The 22,250-nt window shown below is 38.3% G+C and carries 15 protein-coding genes; all 15 read right to left on the bottom strand.

Features of this window, described 5'->3' with window-relative positions:
- Position 1: 1 nt before the first annotated feature.
- Positions 2–976 (bottom strand): Gfo/Idh/MocA family protein, encoded by a 975-nt coding sequence (locus KI375_RS25365; protein ID WP_212976162.1) that lies wholly within the window; start codon positions 974–976, stop codon positions 2–4.
- Between the two features lie 162 nt (positions 977–1,138).
- Positions 1,139–2,353: an ROK family transcriptional regulator gene (locus KI375_RS25360; protein WP_244853072.1), complete on the bottom strand. Its 1,215-nt coding sequence runs from the start codon at positions 2,351–2,353 to the stop codon at positions 1,139–1,141.
- 190 nt (positions 2,354–2,543) lie between these two features.
- A complete protein-coding gene (locus KI375_RS25355; protein WP_280528686.1) occupies positions 2,544–3,263 on the bottom strand; it encodes a LutC/YkgG family protein in 720 nt (239 codons plus the stop codon).
- A complete protein-coding gene (locus KI375_RS25350) occupies positions 3,260–4,690 on the bottom strand; it encodes a LutB/LldF family L-lactate oxidation iron-sulfur protein (RefSeq protein WP_212976161.1) in 1,431 nt (476 codons plus the stop codon). The genes KI375_RS25355 and KI375_RS25350 overlap by 4 nt, the downstream gene beginning before the upstream one ends.
- A gap of 6 nt (positions 4,691–4,696) precedes the next feature.
- Positions 4,697–5,422 (bottom strand): (Fe-S)-binding protein, encoded by a 726-nt coding sequence (locus KI375_RS25345; protein WP_212976160.1) that lies wholly within the window; start codon positions 5,420–5,422, stop codon positions 4,697–4,699.
- Between the two features lie 527 nt (positions 5,423–5,949).
- Positions 5,950–6,783 (bottom strand): alkaline phosphatase family protein, encoded by an 834-nt coding sequence (locus KI375_RS25340; protein WP_212976159.1) that lies wholly within the window; start codon positions 6,781–6,783, stop codon positions 5,950–5,952.
- 35 nt (positions 6,784–6,818) lie between these two features.
- Positions 6,819–8,633, bottom strand: coding sequence for a glycoside hydrolase family 16 protein (locus KI375_RS25335; protein WP_212976158.1), 1,815 nt, complete (start codon positions 8,631–8,633; stop codon positions 6,819–6,821).
- A 63-nt stretch (positions 8,634–8,696) separates the two neighbouring features.
- Positions 8,697–10,220 carry a glycoside hydrolase family 31 protein gene (locus KI375_RS25330; protein ID WP_212976157.1) on the bottom strand — a complete coding sequence of 508 codons (1,524 nt, stop codon included), beginning with the start codon at positions 10,218–10,220 and terminating at the stop codon, positions 8,697–8,699.
- Positions 10,221–10,283: 63 nt separating this feature from the next.
- On the bottom strand, positions 10,284–11,168 hold the full coding sequence (locus KI375_RS25325; RefSeq protein WP_212976156.1) for a carbohydrate ABC transporter permease: 885 nt from the start codon (positions 11,166–11,168) through the stop codon (positions 10,284–10,286).
- Positions 11,169–11,187: 19 nt separating this feature from the next.
- Positions 11,188–12,051 carry an ABC transporter permease gene (locus KI375_RS25320; protein ID WP_212976183.1) on the bottom strand — a complete coding sequence of 288 codons (864 nt, stop codon included), beginning with the start codon at positions 12,049–12,051 and terminating at the stop codon, positions 11,188–11,190.
- Positions 12,052–12,163: 112 nt separating this feature from the next.
- On the bottom strand, positions 12,164–13,819 hold the full coding sequence (locus KI375_RS25315) for an extracellular solute-binding protein (RefSeq protein ID WP_212976155.1): 1,656 nt from the start codon (positions 13,817–13,819) through the stop codon (positions 12,164–12,166).
- 92 nt (positions 13,820–13,911) lie between these two features.
- Entirely contained in the window at positions 13,912–15,567 is a 1,656-nt protein-coding gene (locus KI375_RS25310) for a response regulator transcription factor (RefSeq protein ID WP_212976154.1), read from the bottom strand.
- A gap of 6 nt (positions 15,568–15,573) precedes the next feature.
- On the bottom strand, positions 15,574–17,316 hold the full coding sequence (locus tag KI375_RS25305; RefSeq protein WP_244853074.1) for a sensor histidine kinase: 1,743 nt from the start codon (positions 17,314–17,316) through the stop codon (positions 15,574–15,576).
- A gap of 209 nt (positions 17,317–17,525) precedes the next feature.
- The gene (locus tag KI375_RS25300) at positions 17,526–19,271 is read right to left on the bottom strand and encodes a glycoside hydrolase family 35 protein (RefSeq protein WP_212976152.1); all 1,746 of its coding nucleotides are present in this window, start codon (positions 19,269–19,271) and stop codon (positions 17,526–17,528) included.
- A 336-nt stretch (positions 19,272–19,607) separates the two neighbouring features.
- Positions 19,608–21,977: a glycoside hydrolase family 95 protein gene (locus tag KI375_RS25295; protein WP_212976151.1), complete on the bottom strand. Its 2,370-nt coding sequence runs from the start codon at positions 21,975–21,977 to the stop codon at positions 19,608–19,610.
- Positions 21,978–22,250 lie beyond the last annotated feature (273 nt).

Genomic DNA, 22,250 nt, shown 5'->3' with positions numbered 1-22,250 from the left:
GTTAACGTCCCCCTTCCACTAAAGTAACAGGTTGACCTGTTGCACTAGATTGAACAGCAGCTTCCGCTAGTTCAATGGCTTTCGCTGCATCTACCGCCGTCACGATTGGTTCAGCTTTCCCAGTAATACAATCCTTAAAATGCTCAAATTGACGTTGATAAGGATCCTTATGCATCAAGCTTTTAGGCAATTGTACAGAAGGTTCTGATGCGCGCAGATCTAAGGAAACTGGAACGGTTGCATTGTGATCGTATGTAAGCATCCCTTTATCACCTGCTAATTCATAGGTTGCCTGGAATTGAGTTTCTGCCCATGATAGCTCTACATAGGCAATCGTTCCATCTGTCATCCTCACTGTAACAAACCCATACTCCAGTTGTTCACGTTTTATATGTTTGGCCATCACTCTTGTGACATCACCAAATGTCCACTGCAACCAATCAAATTCGTGTGAACCTAAATCTAAGAATAAGCCCCCACTTTGTTCCTCATCTGCATACCATTCTCTTCCTGAAGGAAAAGGTACGCCTCTTGTCAGGCGAATAACACCCGGTTGTCCAATTTTTCCATTTTTTACTTGCTCTCTAGCATTCGCATATTCCGGGAAGAAACGAAGTGTGTGACCTACTAGTAAGTGAACTTGATTTTCTTCACATGCTTGAATCATAGCATTCGCTTCTTTGCTCGTTAACGCCAATGGCTTTTCACAGATTACATGTTTCTTTGCCTGTGCCGCCTGTTTAACAAATTCACCGTGTGTAGCGGTCGGTGTACACACATCAACAACATCTACATTTGCTTGATTCAGCAACTCTTCCAGACTAGTAAATGGCTTCGCATCATATTTTTCAGCAATTACTTGGAGTTTCTCTTGATTTCTAGCAACAATTCCAACCACTTCAACATCTGCTATTTCTTTCCATTTGTCTAAATGCCTTTGTCCCAGCTTCCCTATACCAACTACCGCAATTTTCATCAATCATACCACCTCACCATGGTTCTTTTTGATCATTTCTCTTTCTTTACCTGCTTTATATGAAAATAGCATTACTTAAATCCCTTTTTATCTCACATGAATTGGGAGCATTCTTTATCCATCCATATTGGCATTGCCATTATTTTCTTTAGAACAGAATATCTAACGAATAGTAGAATGGAATAAATCATCCAATAAAATGGATACTGCTCCAATCACCTCTGAATCATCGCCAAAAGAACTTGGCAAGATTGCAAATTCCTTCGTATGCGTTTCCAACGAATGGCTTAAAACGAATTCATTTAATCTTTGAATAAAATAAGGGCTATCGTTAGCCAGTTCCCCACCTACGATGATTTTTTCCGGATTAAATAAGTTGATGATGCTTACAAGTCCTATTCCAAGGTAGAAAGCCACATCATCCAATATCGATAGTGCCAATGGATCTTCTTGTAAAACAGCTTGTTGAAATTTTTCGATCGTGAGTTGCTCATTCTCTGTTAGCCACTCCGACATGATCGATTTTCTTCCATGCCCAAGCTCCTCTTCAATTCGAGAGTGAATCGTTTGCCAACTTACATAGTTTTCCAAGCAGCCAATATTTCCACATTCACAGACCGGCCCATTAAAATTGATTGTTGTATGCCCAAATTCTCCAGCACCACCAAGATGTCCTCGATAAATCGCATCATTGACCAGAATACTTGCCCCAACCCCATCACCAATCGTCACATAAATTAGATTTTTAGCCTGTTGATAATGACCATACCCTTTTTCTGCTAAAAGGCTTCCATTTGTATCGTTATCTATGTAGGTCGGGATATGTAAAGCATCTTCAATTTTGTCTTTCAATGAAACGTTTAACATGTTTAATTTAGGATTATACACAACAACCCCTTTATCAGCATCTACAATTCCTTGAAAGGTAATCGATATCCCTAAACAATCCTCTTTTTGATCAAAGTCTTCTAAAAATTCTTGAAGAAGGTTAATCATAAAGTCACTAATATCTGAATAGGTCTCGTTTAGTAATGAATGGCTGATCTTTTTTTGAACATTAGCATATAAATTGAATGCTGCAATCGTAATTTTTGATGCATTCACTGCCACGCCAATAAGAAAGCGGTCATTTGGATTTAATTGGACAAGAATGGGTTTTCTCCCACCACTCGAAACCCCTGTTCCACTTTCCATGACAAGCGAATCTTTCATTAAAGCATTAATACAAGAAGCCACCGTCGTTGGACTAATCTTAACGACTTTGGAGATTTCTGCACGGGAGATGGGACCTTGTTTCCGAATGATATCCAGAATAATTGATGTATTTAATTCTCGTATTAACTTGGCATCGCCTGTTCTTACCAATGTTATCCCCACTCTTTCCCTTTCTCCAACAACTTTATTAAGTCTAGAATAGCATACACGATAGGCGGTTTCAATGTTTTATTCAATATTTACGATCTTATTTTTATCTGGTGCAAGCGTCCGTAAAACCCCTGCTTCAAAACTACAAAACACAAAGAAGTCTAACAGGCGCTAACACCTCTATCTAGCTTTTACTTCACCATCATATATCATCAACAACGATATAAGCGGCTTTTACAGGACCGTGAACACCCACTACTAAATCCATTTCAATATCAGCAGAATTACTTGGACCTGTTATAAAATTTATACAGGAGGCTAGATTTTCTCCATTTTTCGTTTTTTCTCTTATCATTTGTGCCGCCTGTGTCATCCGCGGAACTATTGAGCTTTTTGGAACAATCATAATTGATTTTAGCGGCAAAAAGCTAACTGATCTGCCACGATCTTTATGACTAAACTGCACAACTGTGCCCGATTCAGCAAGCGTTATATCACTAATTGTAATTCCAATATTGCAAGCCTCCGCAATATCGATATTCGCTCTTCCTTTTAGGTAATCCCATTCATGAACCTCAATCTTTTTTTGGGGCCATTTTTCTTTTAGTAATGAGGATAAGCCGTATGCTGCAAAACGAGAGTCTTTCCAAGTAATGATCGGCCCACCCCCATACTCCTCTACAAGCCGTTTTAAGGTTTCTTCCAAATCCGCCTGTGTGGTTTTGATAAAATCTGTATGGATATGGAGACATTGGTCTTTTAAAACTTCGACTAACTCATCTGCGCTTTTTCCTTGGAGCACAGCCGCTTGAGGTTGATACTTCCATTTTGGCACTTCTGGTTTATCAAGCACTGCCTCATGTCCAAGCTGCTTCGCAATCTTTTGCAGAAAGTGATCCCGATTTTGAATGGTTCCACTCATGATCGATCTCCTCCCTTTTTATGCTCTTTAAACCAATCTCTAAATCGATGTTTACCTGGAGCAGGAAAATCACGGATTTCTGTCCAAGCTTTTAAAGGTCCAACACCTTTTGAGATTTTCCCATCTTTGGTAAGAGGATTTAGAGCTGTTGGAGCCATTTTCGATCCCATTTTGTATAAAGTTGGAGAAGCCGCACCTAGACCAAAAGCCTTCATCAATAATTTTTCAGAGACTGGAGCTCTACCTTCATTTTCTACAATCACCTGCCGATGTTTGTGCAATAAGTCATGGAGCGGGATTTTGACTGGGCAAGCTTCTGTACAAGCTCCACATAAAGTAGAGGCATACGGAAGTTCCTTGTAGTCATCATATCCACCTAGTAAAGGTGACAATACTGCTCCAACGGGACCTGAATAGATAGATCCATAGGAATGCCCACCAACATGACGATAGACAGGACAAACATTGACACAGGCAGCACAACGTATACATTGAAGAATCGACTGGAATTCTCCTCCTAAAATATCGGAACGACCATTATCAACGATAACGAGATGAAATTCATCTGGCCCATCAACATCTCCCTCATCCTTCGTACCTGTTAATGTTGTAATATAGCTTGTTAATTTTTGGCCAACAGCACTTCTGGTTAATAAGCTCACCAATACTTCCAATTCTTCAAAAGAAGGAACCAATCTTTCCATACCCATGACTGTAATTTGTGTTTTCGGTAACGCTGCTACAAGATCGGCATTCCCTTCATTCGTCACAAGACAGATGGACCCGGTCTCCGCCACCGCGAAGTTGCAGCCAGTGATGCCAATATCAGCCGTCATATATTCATGTCGCAGCATTTCACGTGCATGCGTGGCCAATTCCTCTGGTTTTTCAGTATTTTGGTAATGGAGCTTTTCTGTGAATACATCGCGAATTTGCTCCTTGTTTTTATGTAACGCTGGTGCCACAATATGGGATGGCGGATCATGATCATCCACTTGTAGGATATATTCTCCAAGATCAGTTTCAATTACTTCACAACCCGCCTCTTCAAGGCAAGCATTCATATTAATTTCTTCTGTTACCATTGATTTTGACTTAACGATTTTTCGAGCGTTTTTCTTTTGTGCTACTTCTTTTATATATTGATTTGCTTCCTCTGGGGTTTGTGCAAAATAAACATGACCACCCCTTTCGGAAACCTTTTCGCTTAATTGATATAAATAATAATCGAGGTTCTCTAAGACATGCTGGCGTATCTCTTCTCCATGTGACCGCCAGTCTTCCCAGTTCCCCAATTCTTCCGCCGCATCCAATCTTCTTGTGCGCAATCTTTCTTGGGCTCCAGATACAGCATTTCTCATGAATGAATCATGAATACCCTTATCAATGCGTTGGGTAAAGTCCTCTGTTCCTATTTTCATTGGCATCGATTCTCACGCTCCTTGCCTGCTGTTTAAAATTTCGGCAATATGCAGAACCTTTATCGGTTTCTCTTTTCTATCAATCCGACCACCGATATTCATTAAGCAGCCGCAATCAGCCCCAATCAACACATCAGCTTCCGTTTCCTCGACATGCTGTACCTTCTCATCGACCATTTGCTCTGAAATCGTTGTCATCTTGACAGAAAAAGTTCCGCCAAATCCGCAGCAATTATGTTTTCCTGGTAGTTCTGTAAACTGAAGGCCTTTCACATGATTTAGTAGTTTCATAGGAGCCTCCCTGACCCCAAGCAATCTCGTCATATGACATGATGTATGGAGGGTCACTTTCCCATCAAATGTTGCTCCTACATCCTCTATTTTTAAAACATCGACGATAAATTGTGTTAATTCATAGGTTTTACCTGCCAATTCCTTTGCTTTTGGCCCCCACTTTGGATCATCTTTAAAAAGATTTTGGTATTCATGAAACATATACGCACAGGATCCAGAAGGACAAACAACATATTCAGCATCTGAAAAGGCAGCAATCATTTTTTTCATCGCTTCTTTCGATTCCTTCACATACCCGCTATTATATGCTGGCTGTCCACAGCAAACCTGCGACTCCGGAAACTCCACTTCACAACCTAAATGCTCAAGTAGTTCAACCGTCGCTTTTCCTACATTGCTGTTAAACATATCCACAAGACATGTGACAAAAAGTGTCACCTTCATGCTTTTCATCCCTTTCTTAGAGTGCGTGTTCAAAAAGGAGGTTAAAAATGACCAAGTCGGATAAAAGCGCTGACGTTAATCGCAAACATCCGACACTAGTACATCCTCTACGTCGAAGTCTCGAGCACAAGGAAGGTTTCTACAAATCTACATCGCACGAAGGAAAAGATGTTTTCTTTTCCAAGGAGCGGACTTGTGCGTATGTGGTGACTTCGACGTCAGGCCTAGGACATGTCGGTACTTAGTCGAAAATCATCTATCTAGCAGTGTCATTTTTTTCCGGACTTTTTGAACATCTTCTTAAAAGCTCTTACTCTATTTTACCTTATGAAGCAATACATTCCAACAGAATGAATATTTTTAATGACAGCAAATCATTTTTATAACGATACAGCTATCATTGTATTTAAATAGGCGCGAGATGGTTACATTCTGACACAATGGCTACCTTTAGGAAGCAAGTATAGTATAGACTAAAATAACCTGATCGGGTAAATAACCCAATCAGGCATATCTTAAGAAAAACTTTACACTTTCTTATCTTTTAAAAACAGTCCCTCTGGTACCTCAGCTTCAAATGACTTAGGTGGCTCTATTCCTAGTGCATAGAGGACAATGGCAGCCGTATTCATAATTGGAAAACCTGTTTTTAATTCTATTTCTGTATTGATTCCTGGGCCATGGCAGCCCCAGAAAACCGTTTTGTCTTGGGGATGATCACTTCCATGTGAATAAGGATCATCTCCTCCACCTCCGTGATCGGCCGTTACAATCACCAAACTACTATCTACTAAATTGGCTTTTTGTAAAGCATTAAGGATCGTTCCTACATGTTTATCTGCTTCTGTAATACTTTTAAGATATGACTTTGTCCCATATCCATATTGATGTCCCGCTGCATCTGGGCCGTCTAACTGAACATAAATTAAGTTTCCATCTTTGTTTTCCAAAATATATGTTGCTATAGAATCCGCCAATTCTGCGTCAGGTTGAGAGACGGAATGATCTTGAGAGGATTGTTCAATAATGCCATGATTGATCGGCTCCCACGCGCTAAAGGCTGCTAATTTACTAGCAGGGTCTGCTTGTTTGATGATTTTAAAAATAGACGGATAATCGGAATCTTCTGGGTATGTTTTCGTGGCAACAATATCATTATTCAATCCATGTACATCTGGTGACACACCATGTAATAAAGAACCCCAACATTCTGCACTAATTGTTGGTGAATTTGCTTGAGCAGAATAGGTAAGCACTCCTTTTTCTAACAAACCATCAATATTCGGTGTTTCTGTCTCTTTAATAAAGTTTCCAGCACCGTCTAAGCCAATAATCACGACTCTCTCAATCTTATTCGCCATTTTTTCATTCCCTCCTCTTACTACTTTCTCTACGATTATACTAATTTTACCAATTGATGAGTATAAATTGTACTGTCGAGAGAATGTCTATCAGGTTCCTTGGCTTGTATACAGGTGAGCGCGATTACAAAAAAGTAACTTCCCCTTTGTGCGTCTTCTGTTACTTGTAATACGCCATTCTTAGAAATGGTGATTCCGCTAATCCTTGTAATATCTTTCAGTGTGGTTCCTTCCGCAATGGCCCATTCAATCGGTTCGCCCCCTACTTTGTCCCCATACTGATCCAATAAGTGAGCGTGGAATGTTTGATTTTGAATTTTCTCGTGCTCCGGAATGTTTATCTCCACTACTTTTTGCTGGGGAACGATTTGTATTTGCAATGGCTGTGAAGCTTCAGTTGACACCTTGATGTGAAATGTCTTTTTCACCTTTGGATTCGATTTTACTTTGGCTGTTACAAATAAATCAGCGTTCTCAGAAATATTTTGCGTGAGGACAATCTCTCCGGTTTTAGTATCCATCCTTGCCCCGCTAATATTCTTTGCACAATCTCCCGAGATCGTTTCGGAAAATTGCCATACAAGAGAATTATCCGCATAAGGTTCATCAAATTGATCGAGAACAGTTGCTTGCAATTTAAATGAAACAAATTCCTGTCCTTCTGGTCGTTTAATACAGTATCGTAGTCCCTCTTTCTCAAAGCGAATATCATTTGCTCTCAAAGGCTCATCTTTCTTATACACTCGAAAATAATCAATAATAAACTCTTTTGGAAAAATCCGGTTCGCTTTGCCCATTCCACCTTGAGGGTATAAGCCTAAAAAAGTCATCATCCGGTAATCGAATGTTCGGTCCGTTGTTTGTACAAGTTGATTATCCACATAATACTTTGTACCGTTTTCATCCCATTCAAAACCGTAAATATGAAACTCGTTCCCTGGGTCAAAATCAAGCCAGGTTTCCGACACATGTAAATACTCAAGGCTTGTACTGTTGTTCGGATGCATGACTGGACGCCAAGATGATAATTGATCCAATCCGATTTCGATAATATCGACTTCACCCGTTTCATTCGATGTTCGTTTATCTGCGATGGTTGGATCCGTTATTTCTGCGTATAGATTTTGATCATCTTGTACTCCAATCATCCACCACGCTACATGACTTCCATCCCCTGTGTTTGGCAATTTTGCGCGGATTTCAAAATAGCCATATTTGGTGGCAAAGCCATCAAACTCCGGTATGATTCTACTATCTTCATACTTATTATGACCAAATCTATGAAGATATGTCTTCTCAAATGAAGTAATACTTGAATTTTCTGCTCTATCATACGGGCTCCATGGTGCAGAATCAATATCAGCCCTTACGACAATTGCCCCATCCTCCAACTTATAATTTGTTTTCGATTTTATATCATCAGACCAATTTCTTAAATATTGGTCTGCCCATATTGAACGATCTAAATATTCCTTATCAAATTCATCATGACGATAAAGCTGCCAACCTGGTTTTTCCAGTGGATTTGGCGGTATATCTTTCCCAGCGGTTTTTTCGATTTCCACCATTTGCTTCGCTACGAACTCGGGATCATCTATAGAACTGGCCATCACTTCGATTGTTGCTGGATTTGCTTTTGGCTGAATAACAAGCAATCCTTCTTGATCAATAGATAGACCAGATACCGAGGGGCTAATCGACCAAGTTACATCATGTAAATTGTGCATTCTGCCCTCGCTAATCCCAGTCCTCACTCTAAATCTCCGTCGCGTATACCCAGAATGAGGGATCTTTAGTTTGAGCAACGGAGGCATATTCTGATCACGGTCTACAATTTCGATTTTATTCATATTACATCCTCTCATTTCTCCCTAACTAATCGAGCTCTTAATAGACTTCTAAAGAACAATATTTTATTTTTTTCTATACCAAGGCAATCTAGATAACGGGGCACGAACAGTCGTTGTACATGGGCCTACTACGATGCTTTCATCATCCCCATGCCATGTTCCTTCTGGAAATTGAATTACCTTCTCACGCTTACCTTTTTCTACTACTGGAGCAACAAGTACATTCTCCCCAAGCATAAATTGATCCTTAACCTCGGCAAATCCTTGGTTCGGAAAGACATACTCCATATGCCTTATGATCGGTTCTCCTGTTTTGCTGGCATGCTTTACTAGTGCTATAATTTCTTCGCCAAACTTCACATGCAATTGAGCAGCTTCATAACAATATTGGTTATTTTCTTCCGTTAAAAACCGCCAAGGTGCGGCTGAGAATTGCATCATTGGAAACAAGGCAGAACATTGGGCATAACGTACGACTAATTCTTGATCCAAATTTTTCGCATTTCGCAGGAAATTTTGGTATTCTCCTCCCCCAATCATATCAGGACAAGTAAATGCGTATCCCATTAAACCTTGGGCGATTCCATTTGGAATCAAGGATCCTAACCCAGCTTGATCCCAGCTATGTAATTTATCACATAATCTTTGTCCAACCGGCTCTCCCGCCATTTTCCAGCAAGCACGAAATTCATTTAATGAATACTTTCGTCCTAACCTTGCAAACCATTCCGCCTGCTCGTTTGCATGAATGGACCTAGCACATTGATCATCATTCCGATAATAAATAGGGTCACCAGCATCAAATTTAAAGCCATCAATTTTGTATTCTTCGATTAAAATGTCTAATTGTTTTTGATACCAAGCAAACGCTTGCTTATTCGTCAGATCCAAAATCGCACTATAGCCATTCCACCACTCGCGGATCGCCGGTGAACCATCATGGTTTTTCACAAGCAAATCTTTTGCTCTTAGTTCCCGATAAGTCGCACTATCAGGACTGACGAATGGACACGTCCATAGCATGACCTTAAAACCGAGATCGTGAAGTTTTTGAACCATGGCTTTAGGATTTTGAAAGCGTTCGGGATGAAAACGCCAAACACCATAATCCTCTTGCCAATTATCATCAATCATAAAAACCCCAGCAGGCATATCATTGGCCATAATTTGCTCAGCGTATTGCAATATTTTCTGCTCTTCTTGATCATACATGAGCTCAATCCATGTATTATACTGTGGAGTAGAAAACAAAGCTAAATCAGGGTACTCACCAGTAGGTGGGAAAAATTTTTCTTGCACTGCTTTATAAGCTTCTCGTAAATCACGATGTCCTTCTTCCCATTTGATTTCTCCAACAGCATTATCAATATGCAAACAATCATCGATCCATTCAAAATCAAATGGCTTCTCTGACCATACATACCTTCCTTTGTTTGAAATCAAAACAGGATTCGCTTGATTAGGAGAAGCCAAAGGATTTAAATTTCGTTTGAACCTCTCTTTCCCATAGGGCATTGAAATACCGTCTGATACTGCCCCTCCCCACCAATACTCATCTTTCAACAGTTTCAATGTTAACTGAGTCATCTACACATACCTCTCTTCTGGTTACAAGGCTAATAAAATTAGCTGTGTTTCGTCTCCTTCAGTCTATTCTTTTACACTACCAATTGTAATTCCTTTAATAAAAAAACCTTGCAAGAAGGGATACACTAATAGAACAGGGAGAATCCCCATAAATATTTGCGCTGTCCTTAATGTCTTTGAACCCATTTCTTGTAACTTGCTCAAGTCTTCTACCGAAATGGCTTGAACATTAAGTGATGTAATTAGTGTTGAAAGATACGATTGTAGCGGATAGTTGTCTGGCCGATTCATATAGAGAATACCATCGAACCAAGAATTCCAATGCCCTACAATCGTAAACAATAAGATTGTCGCCAAAGAAGGTAAGGAAATAGGCAAAAATATTTTAAATAATAACGTCCAATGGCCGGCACCATCTACAACCGCAGCCTCTTCAAGATCTTTAGGAATATTCCGAAAGAAATTTAGCAGCATCACCATATAAAAAACGTTTAAGGCGCCAGGTAAAATCAAAGCCCAAATACTATCTAGAATGCCAGTTTCCTTTACAACCATATAGGTAGGAATTAACCCACCACCGAAAAACATGGTGATAACAAAGAACCATACATATAAAGTTCTTGCTCGAAAATTTTTATTGCTTCTAGAAAGTGGGTAAGCTGTCATCACAACTAATAGCATGTTAATAATAGTCCCAATTACAACCCTTTTTACCGTTACCCATAGTGCAAGGAAAAACGCCGAGTTTTCCGCTAAATATTGATAGGATACTGTAGTGAATTCTACAGGAAGAAAAAACACTTTACCAGCAACTGCCGCACTATTAGAACTTAAAGAAACAGCTAGTAAATGAACAAAAGGCAAAATGCCTAATAACGTAACCAAAGTTAAGAAGATCATATTAAAAATATTAAACGTTCTTTGACCCAATGATTCTTTATAAAACATACAACCACCCCAATCTATTTTAAAAAATGCGGTAATTCGTAAATCGATAGGCTAAATAATATGAAAATCCGACTAAGCCTAGGGAAATCACCGACTTAAACAAGCCAACCGCTGCCGCAGGTGCATATTGCTGATCAAACAATCCTAAGCGATACACAAATGTATCAATAACATCTGCCCCTTCATACACCGTTGGATTATACAAAATTAAAATTTGATCAAATCCAGCATTTAAAATATTCCCAATACTTAATGTCGCTAGTAAAATCACGATGGGTAATATGCCTGGGAGCGTAATATGCCACATTTGCTTCCATCTAGTAGCGCCGTCAACTTCTGCCGCTTCATATAAGCTCTGATTGATTCCAACGATGGCAGCCAAAAAGATGATCATATTATAGCCCATTCCCTTCCACACATCGGAGCCGATAATAATGGAGCGGAACCAACCATTGCTTCCCATAAACATAATCGGGTCGATGTGGAAGAACTCTAATAAAGCATTGACAGGTCCATTCAAGGAAAAGATTTCGAAGATAACGCCTCCCAAAACGGCCCATGACAAGAAATAGGGCAGGAAGACACTTGTTTGAATAATCCGTGAGAATAATACTTTTCTAACTTCATTCAACAATAATGCTAGAATTAATGGAACTAAGAGTCCTAAAATAACCTTTGAGATTGCAATAAATAACGTATTATAAAAGATTTGTCCAAAATCAGGTAAATGAAAAATATATTCAAAATTTTCCCAGCCCACCCATGGAGATTTAAAAAATCCCAAATAGGGTTGGAAGTCCTGAAATGCCATAATAATCCCGAACATGGGGCCATAGGCATAGATCAAACATAGAACGACAGCCGGAATGAGCATGATATGCATCGGTAATTCTTTTTTAAAGTTATTTTTAAAAGAAGAGCTCTGTTTCAACCTAATCCCTCATTTCTTTGAAGTAGCAATCAATAATGCAGAAAGGGGAAGCCCCCTTCCTGTATTATTGATTTTCTTCATACCATTCGTTCACTTCGCCTGTTATGGTATCTCCACCTAATTTTTTCCAATCTTTCACATACTGATCAAATTTATCAATTGATTCTGAGCCCATAATGATTTTTGTAAAGGTCTCATCTGTCATCTTCCCTAATGAACTCCCTTTTGAGACCATCGTTTTTGTTGTTCCACCACTGAATTCATCGTAGACTACATTGCCTTTTTCTCTAATTTTCTCGACAGTTGCCCAGCCACCATCTTTTGCGGCTCGACTATAATAGATTCCCCACATAGACTCGTCACCATCAAGGTATTTTTTGCTCGCATCAAAAACACTTAAGGTCGTGGAATTAGTAGAGTCTACCTTGTCTGCCTCTTGATCAAGAGCTTCATTCACCTCTTCAAAGGCTGTTTGAAAATCATCTGGTTTGTATATTCGCGGCTGGAACCAGTTATACACATAGCCATTTTCCGGTTTTACTTCCTCATCATATTCTGGTTTTTCCAACTCTTGGTAAAAATTAATCATTTTGATAGCTGCTTCTGGATGTTCAAAGTCTTTGTTTACCACAACGACATTATTTAATCTTGAAGCAGGAACTAAAGTTTTGGATTCTTCCCCTTTATAGGTTGGAAGTTCTAATGGAATCCAATCTGCATTCGGGTCTTCTTCTTTGGAAACATTAAATACGACACTTGGGTACCACCATTCACCAAAAGAAATGCCCACTTTTCCTGCAGCAAAGTCTTCAATGACTTTGTCCATATCTTTAAAAGCAAACTCTTTGTCAATAATGCCTGATGAATACCAATTATTCATTAACGACAAAGCCTCTTTTGTCTCAGGCTGTATTTCACCTGGAATCAGCTTTCCGTCTCCATCTTTAACCCAAGCCTTTGGATAAGCACCCATCGTATAGAATAGTCCTCTAGCATCATATCCCCATGAAATTAATTCTTTATTTAAAGCGATACCATACGTATCATCTGTTCCATTCCCATCTGGATCCTGATCAACAAAAGCCTGTGCAACTTCTTCCAAATCCTCTAGACTTTCAGGTACATCCAAGTTCAAATTATCGAGCCAATCTTTACGGACCCATAGAAATTGAGCAGACATATAGGGGTCTTCATAGCTTGGAATTCCTAGGATTTTCCCATCTTCTGTAAATAAATCGAGGGTTTTTCCTCCATCAAAGTCCATGAAAGACCGTAATTCATCTGAAGCGTAATCATTATAAGCGTCTGTTAAATCTGCTAAGATGCCTTGCTGCTTAAACTTTTCAAACTGATTCATATCAATCTGCATAATATCAGGAAAATCACCAGAAGCAATCGCTAATGAAAATTTCTGTTCAAATTGCTCATTAGGTACTTCCCAATCGTATTTTAATTCGATATTAAGCATTTCTTTTAATTTGGAAACATAGGCGTTTGTTTGGGGAGTAACGCCCTTCTTTGTTTTAGAGTCTTCTGGATTTCCATAACCAGCTACCTCTCGGACTGTCACAGTATTCTCGTATTTTCCAAGTGGATCTTTATCCCCAGCAACTTCATTCGACTTGCTCGTTTCTCCTGTCTCTTTTGATTGACATGCCATTAATACGGTACTTACGATTAAAAGCATAACCACAAATAACAGCGCATTTTTCCTCTTCATCTGTTTAACCCCCATTTTCTTATTTAAGTAATCCCTTACATTTATTGTAGATTTATAGGTGAAACGTTTACAATTATAAAATTTTTACTTTGTTATACTCTCTTTACCTCTTTGTTTTTATCCCTGTATTCTTGTGGAGATTGTAAGGTATTTTTTTTGAAATAGAGGGTGAAGTAGGATGGGGAATTAAACCCTAATTGTTGCGCAATTTCATGTATGGCCATTTGCGTTTCACTTAAATAATATTTGGCTTTTTTCATTCTTACTCCATTAATCACATCAGACAAATTTCGTCCTGTTACTTCTTTATAAAAACGTGATAAATAAGATGGATTAAAATGAATAAAATCAGCAATGGCTGTAAGAGAAAGATCTCCAGCGATATGCTCTTGGATGTATTGATTGACGGTCAAGATTACTTTATTCTTCCCTGCTTCCCTTGCTATTGCTTGATATTGACAGATCGCTTTCACTAAGTGGAGAACTGTTTCCTTCGAATCAAATAGAACAGGAAGCTGTTGTAATTTTTTTTGTACATCCTCTTCATTTTGTTCGATAATATGTTGATATAAATCATTATTACGCAAAAATTCCAGAATCAATTGAGAGATAGATAGAAGGAAATCTGTAATATCTATATTGGAATATTTGTTATGCAGCATCTGATCAAATAATCCCTCTATTATATTGATTGCCTTTTGCTCTTCCCCTTCTGATATTGCGCTTTCTAAAACGATTAATTTCTTCTTCCATAGCTGAGGCTCATGTATTTCGTTCCCTAAAAAGGAGAATGGATCTACTTTCCCTTGATCAACAATGATCATCTCTTCAGAGAAAGAAGAAATAAATTGACAATAATCACAAATCTGCTGAAAATCCTCTGTAATTATTTGGAGGTCAACCGGTCTTTTCCCTATAACAAAATTCGCTTTTATATTTTTTTTCGGCATATAATTTTCTTGTGTACTCTCTAAAAATCGTTTGCTATACTCTTTTAATGCTTTCCACTTTACCTTGTCATTTTCATAGAATATTCCCTGCTTTTTTTGAGGCTGTAGAAACCAAATGGCTAAGTCGCGTTTATACATAAAAAACTCCAGCTTTACATCAGGATGAAGTTCTCTTTTCATCTGTTCATTGAGAAGGAGTAAGTTTTGAAAATCTGCGGACAGATCATCTGTGATTTGTCCTGCTATAATGAACCATTGTTCATCTAATTGAATCTCCAATGAATTTTCAACGATTGAAAAGCTATGTACTGCATAATCTAGCTTGTTTGTGTTTAAAAGAGAGTCTAAAAAGTCTTTTTTGAGAAGTGGGAGAATCTCTTTCATTTGCTTTTCACTTGTTTCAAGCTTGGTCTGTATCTTCCTTTCTTGTTCCATGTTCTCAATAGACTTCTGAACTGCCGCAATTAAGACCTCATCATCTTCTGTTTTCAATACATAACTATCGATATTCCGTTTGACGGCATCATACACATATTCAAATTGATCATATCCAGACAAAAAGATAATTCGGCATTTTGGCCAAAGTAATTGCAATTCATCTACAAATTGTAAGCCGCTTTTTTCAGGCATTCTCATATCTGCGATAACAATATCTATCTTAACTTTTAGAGCACAGTTCAGTGCTTCTGTTACTGAATAGGCGGAATAGAGTTCAAGCTCGAGATCAATTTCCGAAAATAATTGAAGCAATCCATCGACAATAATCGGTTCATCATCTACAATAAGCAGTCTATACATGTATGATTATCCTCCCTTAGTCCATATTCTCATTTCTATCTTTAAACCTCCCAAACTACTTCTGCCAGCAAACAACCCACTCTCTTTTCCATATTTTAATTTTAAGCGAGTATTCACATTGTATACTCCAGTGGTTTCACCTACTTGTTCAGGCTGTTGTAATTTTTGTTGTAAAATGAGTAGTTTTTCATCTGTTAATGATTCACCGTTATCTTCTATCGTTACTGCCAAAATTGATTGTTCATAGGTAACCGTTATCCGTAATATCCCCTTGTGACTATTTTCAAAGGCGTGTTCGAAAACATTTTCAATGATCGGTTGTAAAATTAATCGTGGGAGCATAATCGATTTTACGTCATCATTTAATGCTGATGCTTGAAAGTCAATCCGATTAGAAAATCTAATTTTTTGAATATCACAATAATCTAAAGCATGCCTATATTCTTTAGCAAATTCCACTTCATCCTGACTATTTTTCGTAATAAATTGATAATAACTGGCTAGCTTTTGTGAAAGATTAGCTACTTGTTTAACATCCTCCATTTTACTTAAACGATAAATACTGTAGAAACCGTTATATAGAAAATGGGGATTAATTTGTGATTGTAATTGTTTTAATTCCGACTTTTGTACTGCTAATTTCTGTTGATAGTTCTCTTTAATCGATTGATCTAATCGTTCCGCCATATCGTTAAAACTAGAATATAAATAAGAAAATTCCCCTTCTCGCTTTGTATCTAAGGGGGTCTTTTGACTGTTTTCCTGATATGTTCTGAATAAAGAAACCAATTTATTAAGTGGTTGGTGAATCATTCGATTGATTGACCAAGAAAATAAAATAGCGATAATTAAAAAAACGACGGTTAATAGAAGAAAGCCAGCACTTAAATGAGACATCTCTTCCGTCAACTCTTTTCTATTTATATATGTGTATAGGGTCATACCTAAATCATTAATTTCATTGCTTGTGACTTGATAGGAAGCATGACCCTTCTTCACAATAAATGTTTCATTTTTTTGCTCATCCTGTTTATCTGTCTTGTTTACATGAGTTTTATCAGTTTTGATAATTTCTTGGATCAGTTCTTGATGCTTCTCCTGGTTAACTAAGAGGTGATTCGCAGAATGGTCAGCTAAAAAAATTCCGGCATCTTGTTTGTCTTCAATAATATGAGACAAATCTGCTAATAATCGAGATTTAGACAATTCGATAAAGGACAAAATGCTTTCACTTTTATCTAAAGCAATAAAGTAAAATTTCCCCTTGTAATCCGTTAAAATATTATTACTATTTTGACCAATCTCTTTTTTCAATTGATTCCATGTACTGCCATCATCTCTCATCCAGCCATCATTGAAAGAAAGGACACGGCTGTATGATTCCATCACAATCCCATTATTAGCAATTAGATCACTAGCATCATTTAAATTATTTAGGTTTTCTTTTATTCCGTTCATTAAGGCAACTTCTTCATATCCAGATGCTTGATCTCCTAAAAAGCTTAATTTTTTTACATCTGAATTGGAAAAAAGCTGTAACTGCCGTGTGCGAATATAATAAATTTGATTGTTCAATAAATCTCCATAAAAACTGGCTTTTGATTGAACGGAATCCAAATACTGTTCTTCAAGATTCTTTTTTCCGTAATTCGTCAAGATGATACTCACCAAATAAAATAAGGATAACATCAACACAAAAATCATCATCATTTTTTGATAGACTTGTAAGTTTCTAAATAATTTCAACATATTTTCCACTCTACCTTCTTCTTAGATGTAACAAAAATATACCTGGTCTCTCTCAGAACTATATGTCGGAGAAACCAGGCAGGAGCAAATTTTCAGCGAGATTAGCGGAATCTTTTAAATGGTTACTTTGTTAGGAAAAAAGCAAGAATCTATAAAAAGCCGATCCCTGCTTTTTTATGTATAATACTCCTTTCTCTTGCTTCAACCCGTTAACCGAGATTTGCTGTATCTTTTAACGTAATTTCTTTTTTATGATGATGCAATTCTAGCAGAATGATTTCATTCTCCCCTTCACGAAGGTAAGGGCCAGGCACATATAAGGTTTGTTGCGGGCCAATTTCCCAATAGCGTCCAAGATTATGGCCATTCACAAATACAACACCTTTTGTCCATTCCGAAACGTCGATAAATGTATCAGCCACTTCTTCCACATGCAGCGTGCCACGATGAAAATAAGGATGCTCCTCTTTCGTTGCTTGATTTGAAAAGGATAGCTGACTTAAATCAGTTAATGGCAACGGATAGACTGTCCAATCAAATAAAAATTGATTTCCTAACCGTACTCCTTCTGTAATTCCTTTAAAATCAACAAGGAATGGACCGTAATTAATTCTGCCCATATTTTCTACGATGATTTGCAGCTTTGTCTCTTCTGCCGTTATCTCTACCTCTAATGTTGATTTTCCACTAATCCGATCCACTAGCCCAACAAATTCGCCATTCAAATATACTTGCCCACGGTCATGAACATCTTGAACTGTTAATCTTTGCTGGCCATAGGCTCCCTTAATCGTTGTTTCATAGACAATAAATCCATACCCTTGTCCATATTCCTCCATCGTGAGAGGAGCTGCGCTAAATTGCGGTTTAGATACTTGCTCTAGTGAGCCCAGTAGTTCAGCAGTTTCTGTAAATTCCACTGTCCCATAATTTTTTTTCGGCAGTGGTTCTGGTAATGACATTTCTGGAAGATCCTCATATTTCTCAAATAACTTCCTTACCTGATAAAGCTTATCTGTTACTTCACCAGATTCTGTTAAAAGGGCATCATAATCATAGCTAGTAATCGTCGGCTGATAAACTTCTTCATTATGATTAGCACCGTTATAGAATGCAAAATTTGTTCCACCATGCGCCATATAGAAATTGACAGAGCCATTTTGATCGAGAATTTCTTCCAATGATTCTACAACACTCTCAGCTGGTCTTGTATGATGTTCCTCTCCCCAATGATCAAACCATCCGTGCCAAAATTCCATGCACATTCCTGGCCCATTTGGTTGATATTCTTTTAAAATCTGAAAAGCATCATAACCTCGTGATCCAAAGTTGGCGGTTTCAAATACCTCATCAATCATACCGCCACAAAACATACTATGAGTCGGACCATCTGATGTAAATAAGAACATATCGCCAGCCCTTTGCCTCAAACCGTCTCGCATATATTCTAGATATTGCTTATCATTCCCAAAGCTTCCGTATTCGTTTTCAATTTGTAAAGCAATAATCGGACCACCATTAGAAGATAATAGCGGATTCAACTTTTCAAATAAAACATCAAAATAACGATCTACTTTTTCGAGATACGGTTTGTTAAAGCAACGCAATTTAATACCAGGAACGGTCATTAACCAGTATGGAAATCCGCCGAATTCCCACTCTGCACAAATATAAGGCCCAGGTCTAACAATCACATGTAAGCCAACCTTCTCTGCAGTTTCGACAAAGCGAACAATATCAGCGATTCCTTCAAAATTAAATTGCCCCTCTTCCGGTTCATGAATATTCCAAGCAACATAGGTTTCAACCGTATTAAGACCCGCAGCTTTTAATTTCAATAAGCGATCTTCCCAATATTCCGGAACTGTACGAAAATAATGCATTGCTCCACTTAACAGTCGTATTTCCTTTCCATCTAGTAAAAAATTCTTTTCATCATAGGTTAGTTTTGACATTTTTACACCTCTTTTTATAATTGAAAAATTCAAGGTTCTGTCTCGCTCGCGCTTGGGTCAATAATTCCCTAGCTTCTCTATTGCACCAATCTGTGAACACAACGGTCTTGAAATGCTCACTCAATCTTTTTTTATAGAAAATGCGAATACACTAAACTTGTATTCATTCTCTAAATCCAAAATATGGTACTGTCATGATTACCAGTTACCCTAAAAATAAATTGAGTGATTGGATCACATGAATAACAGAATCCTCTATTCTTCATTTTGCCTTTATATGGACATTAAATCAAGCGTCATTTTATGAGCTCTAATCCAAAGTAAATATCTATTATCCTATTTATAGGATAATAGATATTTATAACCAGCCTTCATTTCTATATACACAACACCATCTATAGATGGAAATTCTTCTATGATTTCTCCTTCTGCACGCACTGCAATTGCTTGCGTTGATGCTAATTTAAACGTTTGTTTTTTCTTTGCCAGGACATCCATTTGTACCATTTTCAGTTTATCCCAAGATAAAGAAACTTCAAACCCACCACGGATTCGCAATCCGAAGATAGAACCTTTCATCCATGTCGATGGCAGTGCTGGGAGTATTTCCACAATCCCCTTATGTGATTGGATAAGCATTTCTGCCACACCCGCTGTATAGCTAAAATTGCCATCAATCTGAAATGGTGGATGCGCGCCAAATAGATTAGGATAAAGTCCTCCGCCCACATATACTTCATTATTTTCCGAAACAATCCGGAAAAGTTGTTGTAACAAAGCTTGCACTCTTTCACCATCTTTTAATCGGGCCCAGAGACACATTTTCCAACCCAAACTCCAGCCTGTTCCTGCGTCTCCCCTTCTATTTAAAGATTGCCGAACTGCATCCAGCAATGGACCATCCGTAATCTGCCTTCCCGGGAACACACCATACAAATGGGAAACGTGACGATGATGAGGTTCCACATCTTCATAATCGCTCAACCATTCCTGGAGCTGCCCATACTTTCCAACTTGGAGAGGATGAAGACGTTCCTTCGCTTGGCAAACTTGTTCAATGAATGGATCTTCTATTTTTAAAATCAAAGCAGCTTCAACATAATTGGTAAATAAATCCCAGATAATTTGCAGGTCCATGGTCGCTGCCTTTGTAACAGTTCCCATCTTGCCATTTTCCGCATAAAAGGGATGCTCTGGAGAAGTAGATGGCGATGTGATCAAATAGCCCTCTTCATCTTCTATCAACCAATCCAAGCAAAATTGAACAGAACTTTTTATAACAGGTAGAACTTCAGCAAGATACTTTTTATCTTCTGAATACTGATAATGCTCCCATAAATGGCGGGATAGCCATGGACCTGACATTGGCCAAAACGCCCAAATCGGATCGCCATGACGCTCTTCTCCGCCAACAGGATCAGCATGTCTCCATAAATCAGTGTTATGATGAGCCGTCCACCCCTTCATTCCATATCGTTCTTGAACCATTGTCTGTCCCGTTACCGACAATTCCTTCACCATATTTAAAAGGGGTAAATGGCATTCTGCCAGATTCGTAACTTCTGCCGGCCAATAATTCATCTCTGTATTAATATTCAGCGTGTAATTGGATGACCAAGGGGCTCGCAAATGATGATTCCAGATTCCTTGTAAATTTGCGGGTTGTGTTCCCTGCCGCGAGGAAGAAATCATTAAATAGCGGCCATAGTGAAACAAGAGTGTGGCCATTTCTAAATCATTCGGTCCATGTGTGACGATTCTTTGATCTGTATCTACTGTATCGTCTGATTTCTGATCCCCTAACATCAATTCCACTCGATTGTATAATTGCTGATAATCTCGAATATGCTCTTTCTTTAGTTGCTCATATGACATCTTCATTGCTTCTAGGAGAACCGCTTCATTTTTTTCTGTTAATGTCGCAAAATCTTTCCCAGGTAATTGATCAAACCCTTTAAAAGATGTAGCAACAGCCAGATAGAGAATTACCTCTGATGCATTCTGGATCAGCACTTGTCCATTCGCACTCTCCACTTGTCCATCTTGAGTGACAATACCTAATCTTCCTTCAAAATGAACCGCCTTCGTTTTTTCGAAATCACCGTAAACAATCGGTTCATCATCCCAATGAAAATAATTGGGTGCACAATATTCGGGACAGACACCTTGGATCGCGATTTTTCCTTGTTCATTTTGTAAACGCGTCTTTAGCAAACTAGCAAAATCTACTTGAACATCCAAACTTTTTTCCTTAGATGCAGCTAAACGAATTGCAAGGACTTGATGTGGATGGGAAATAAAAGCCTCCCGTATGTATTGGATGTCTCCTATTGAATAAGTAACGGTTGAAAGTGCATGTTGAATATCTAAAGAACGCTTGTAAGAATGGGCAATTCCCCCATGAAAATACTGAATGTTGAGATCTCCCAACGGCATATAGGCTTGCGTGTATGGACCAAACATATTTTTCGTTTCATCTGTCGCTGCTTCGTATTTTTCCTCCTCAATGTAACCCCTTACTTTTCGCAGCGATGATTGATCTTGATATTGTTTTCTCACTGGGGGTCCTGACCATAGAGTATCTTCATTTAATTGAAAACAATCGACCTCAATCCCTCCAAAGTGCATGGCACCCATTCTTCCATTTCCAAGCGGCAGTGCTTCAGTCCAAGCTAGGCCTGGCTTTTTATAAGATAAAAGATGCATAGGCTACCCTCCCCTTAAATGTTTTCGCTAACAATATTATAAGCGTTTCTGAATTTAAATGATATGATTATCCTAAAAAAATATTATGTATAAGTAGATATAAGGTAACAAGAAAGTTTAAGTAGTAAAAAGACTCGTGCAGCGTGAGGAGGCCACTGAAAAAGTCCGAAAAAGATATGATTCCTCGAATTTATGATGGGAATCATATCTTTTTTTAGCTACAATACAAGTATCAAGTAAAAGTGGGTGGCTATAATGATCCGAAAACAAGAG

The organism is Bacillus sp. J14TS2 (assembly GCF_018333015.1).
Taxonomy (GTDB): domain Bacteria; phylum Bacillota; class Bacilli; order Bacillales; family Bacillaceae_C; genus Lederbergia.
Note: the sequence above shows the minus strand (reverse complement) of the source record. Positions and strands in the feature narration are given on the sequence as shown.

What these genes read in the sequence shown, in the direction of transcription:
- KI375_RS25330 (WP_212976157.1), bottom strand. Translation starts at nt 10,220, where the DNA reads ATGACTCAGTTAACATTGAAACTGTTGAAAGATGAGTATTGGTGGGGA.
- KI375_RS25355 (WP_280528686.1), bottom strand. Translation starts at nt 3,263, where the DNA reads ATGAGTGGAACCATTCAAAATCGGGATCACTTTCTGCAAAAGATTGCG.
- KI375_RS25335 (WP_212976158.1), bottom strand. Translation starts at nt 8,633, where the DNA reads ATGAATAAAATCGAAATTGTAGACCGTGATCAGAATATGCCTCCGTTG.
- KI375_RS25300 (WP_212976152.1), bottom strand. Translation starts at nt 19,271, where the DNA reads ATGTCAAAACTAACCTATGATGAAAAGAATTTTTTACTAGATGGAAAG.
- KI375_RS25350 (WP_212976161.1), bottom strand. Translation starts at nt 4,690, where the DNA reads ATGCCAATGAAAATAGGAACAGAGGACTTTACCCAACGCATTGATAAG.
- KI375_RS25320 (WP_212976183.1), bottom strand. Translation starts at nt 12,051, where the DNA reads ATGCATATCATGCTCATTCCGGCTGTCGTTCTATGTTTGATCTATGCC.
- KI375_RS25305 (WP_244853074.1), bottom strand. Translation starts at nt 17,316, where the DNA reads ATGTTGAAATTATTTAGAAACTTACAAGTCTATCAAAAAATGATGATG.
- KI375_RS25345 (WP_212976160.1), bottom strand. Translation starts at nt 5,422, where the DNA reads ATGAAGGTGACACTTTTTGTCACATGTCTTGTGGATATGTTTAACAGC.
- KI375_RS25310 (WP_212976154.1), bottom strand. Translation starts at nt 15,567, where the DNA reads ATGTATAGACTGCTTATTGTAGATGATGAACCGATTATTGTCGATGGA.
- KI375_RS25325 (WP_212976156.1), bottom strand. Translation starts at nt 11,168, where the DNA reads ATGTTTTATAAAGAATCATTGGGTCAAAGAACGTTTAATATTTTTAAT.
- KI375_RS25295 (WP_212976151.1), bottom strand. Translation starts at nt 21,977, where the DNA reads ATGCATCTTTTATCTTATAAAAAGCCAGGCCTAGCTTGGACTGAAGCA.
- KI375_RS25365 (WP_212976162.1), bottom strand. Translation starts at nt 976, where the DNA reads ATGAAAATTGCGGTAGTTGGTATAGGGAAGCTGGGACAAAGGCATTTA.
- KI375_RS25340 (WP_212976159.1), bottom strand. Translation starts at nt 6,783, where the DNA reads ATGGCGAATAAGATTGAGAGAGTCGTGATTATTGGCTTAGACGGTGCT.
- KI375_RS25315 (WP_212976155.1), bottom strand. Translation starts at nt 13,819, where the DNA reads ATGAAGAGGAAAAATGCGCTGTTATTTGTGGTTATGCTTTTAATCGTA.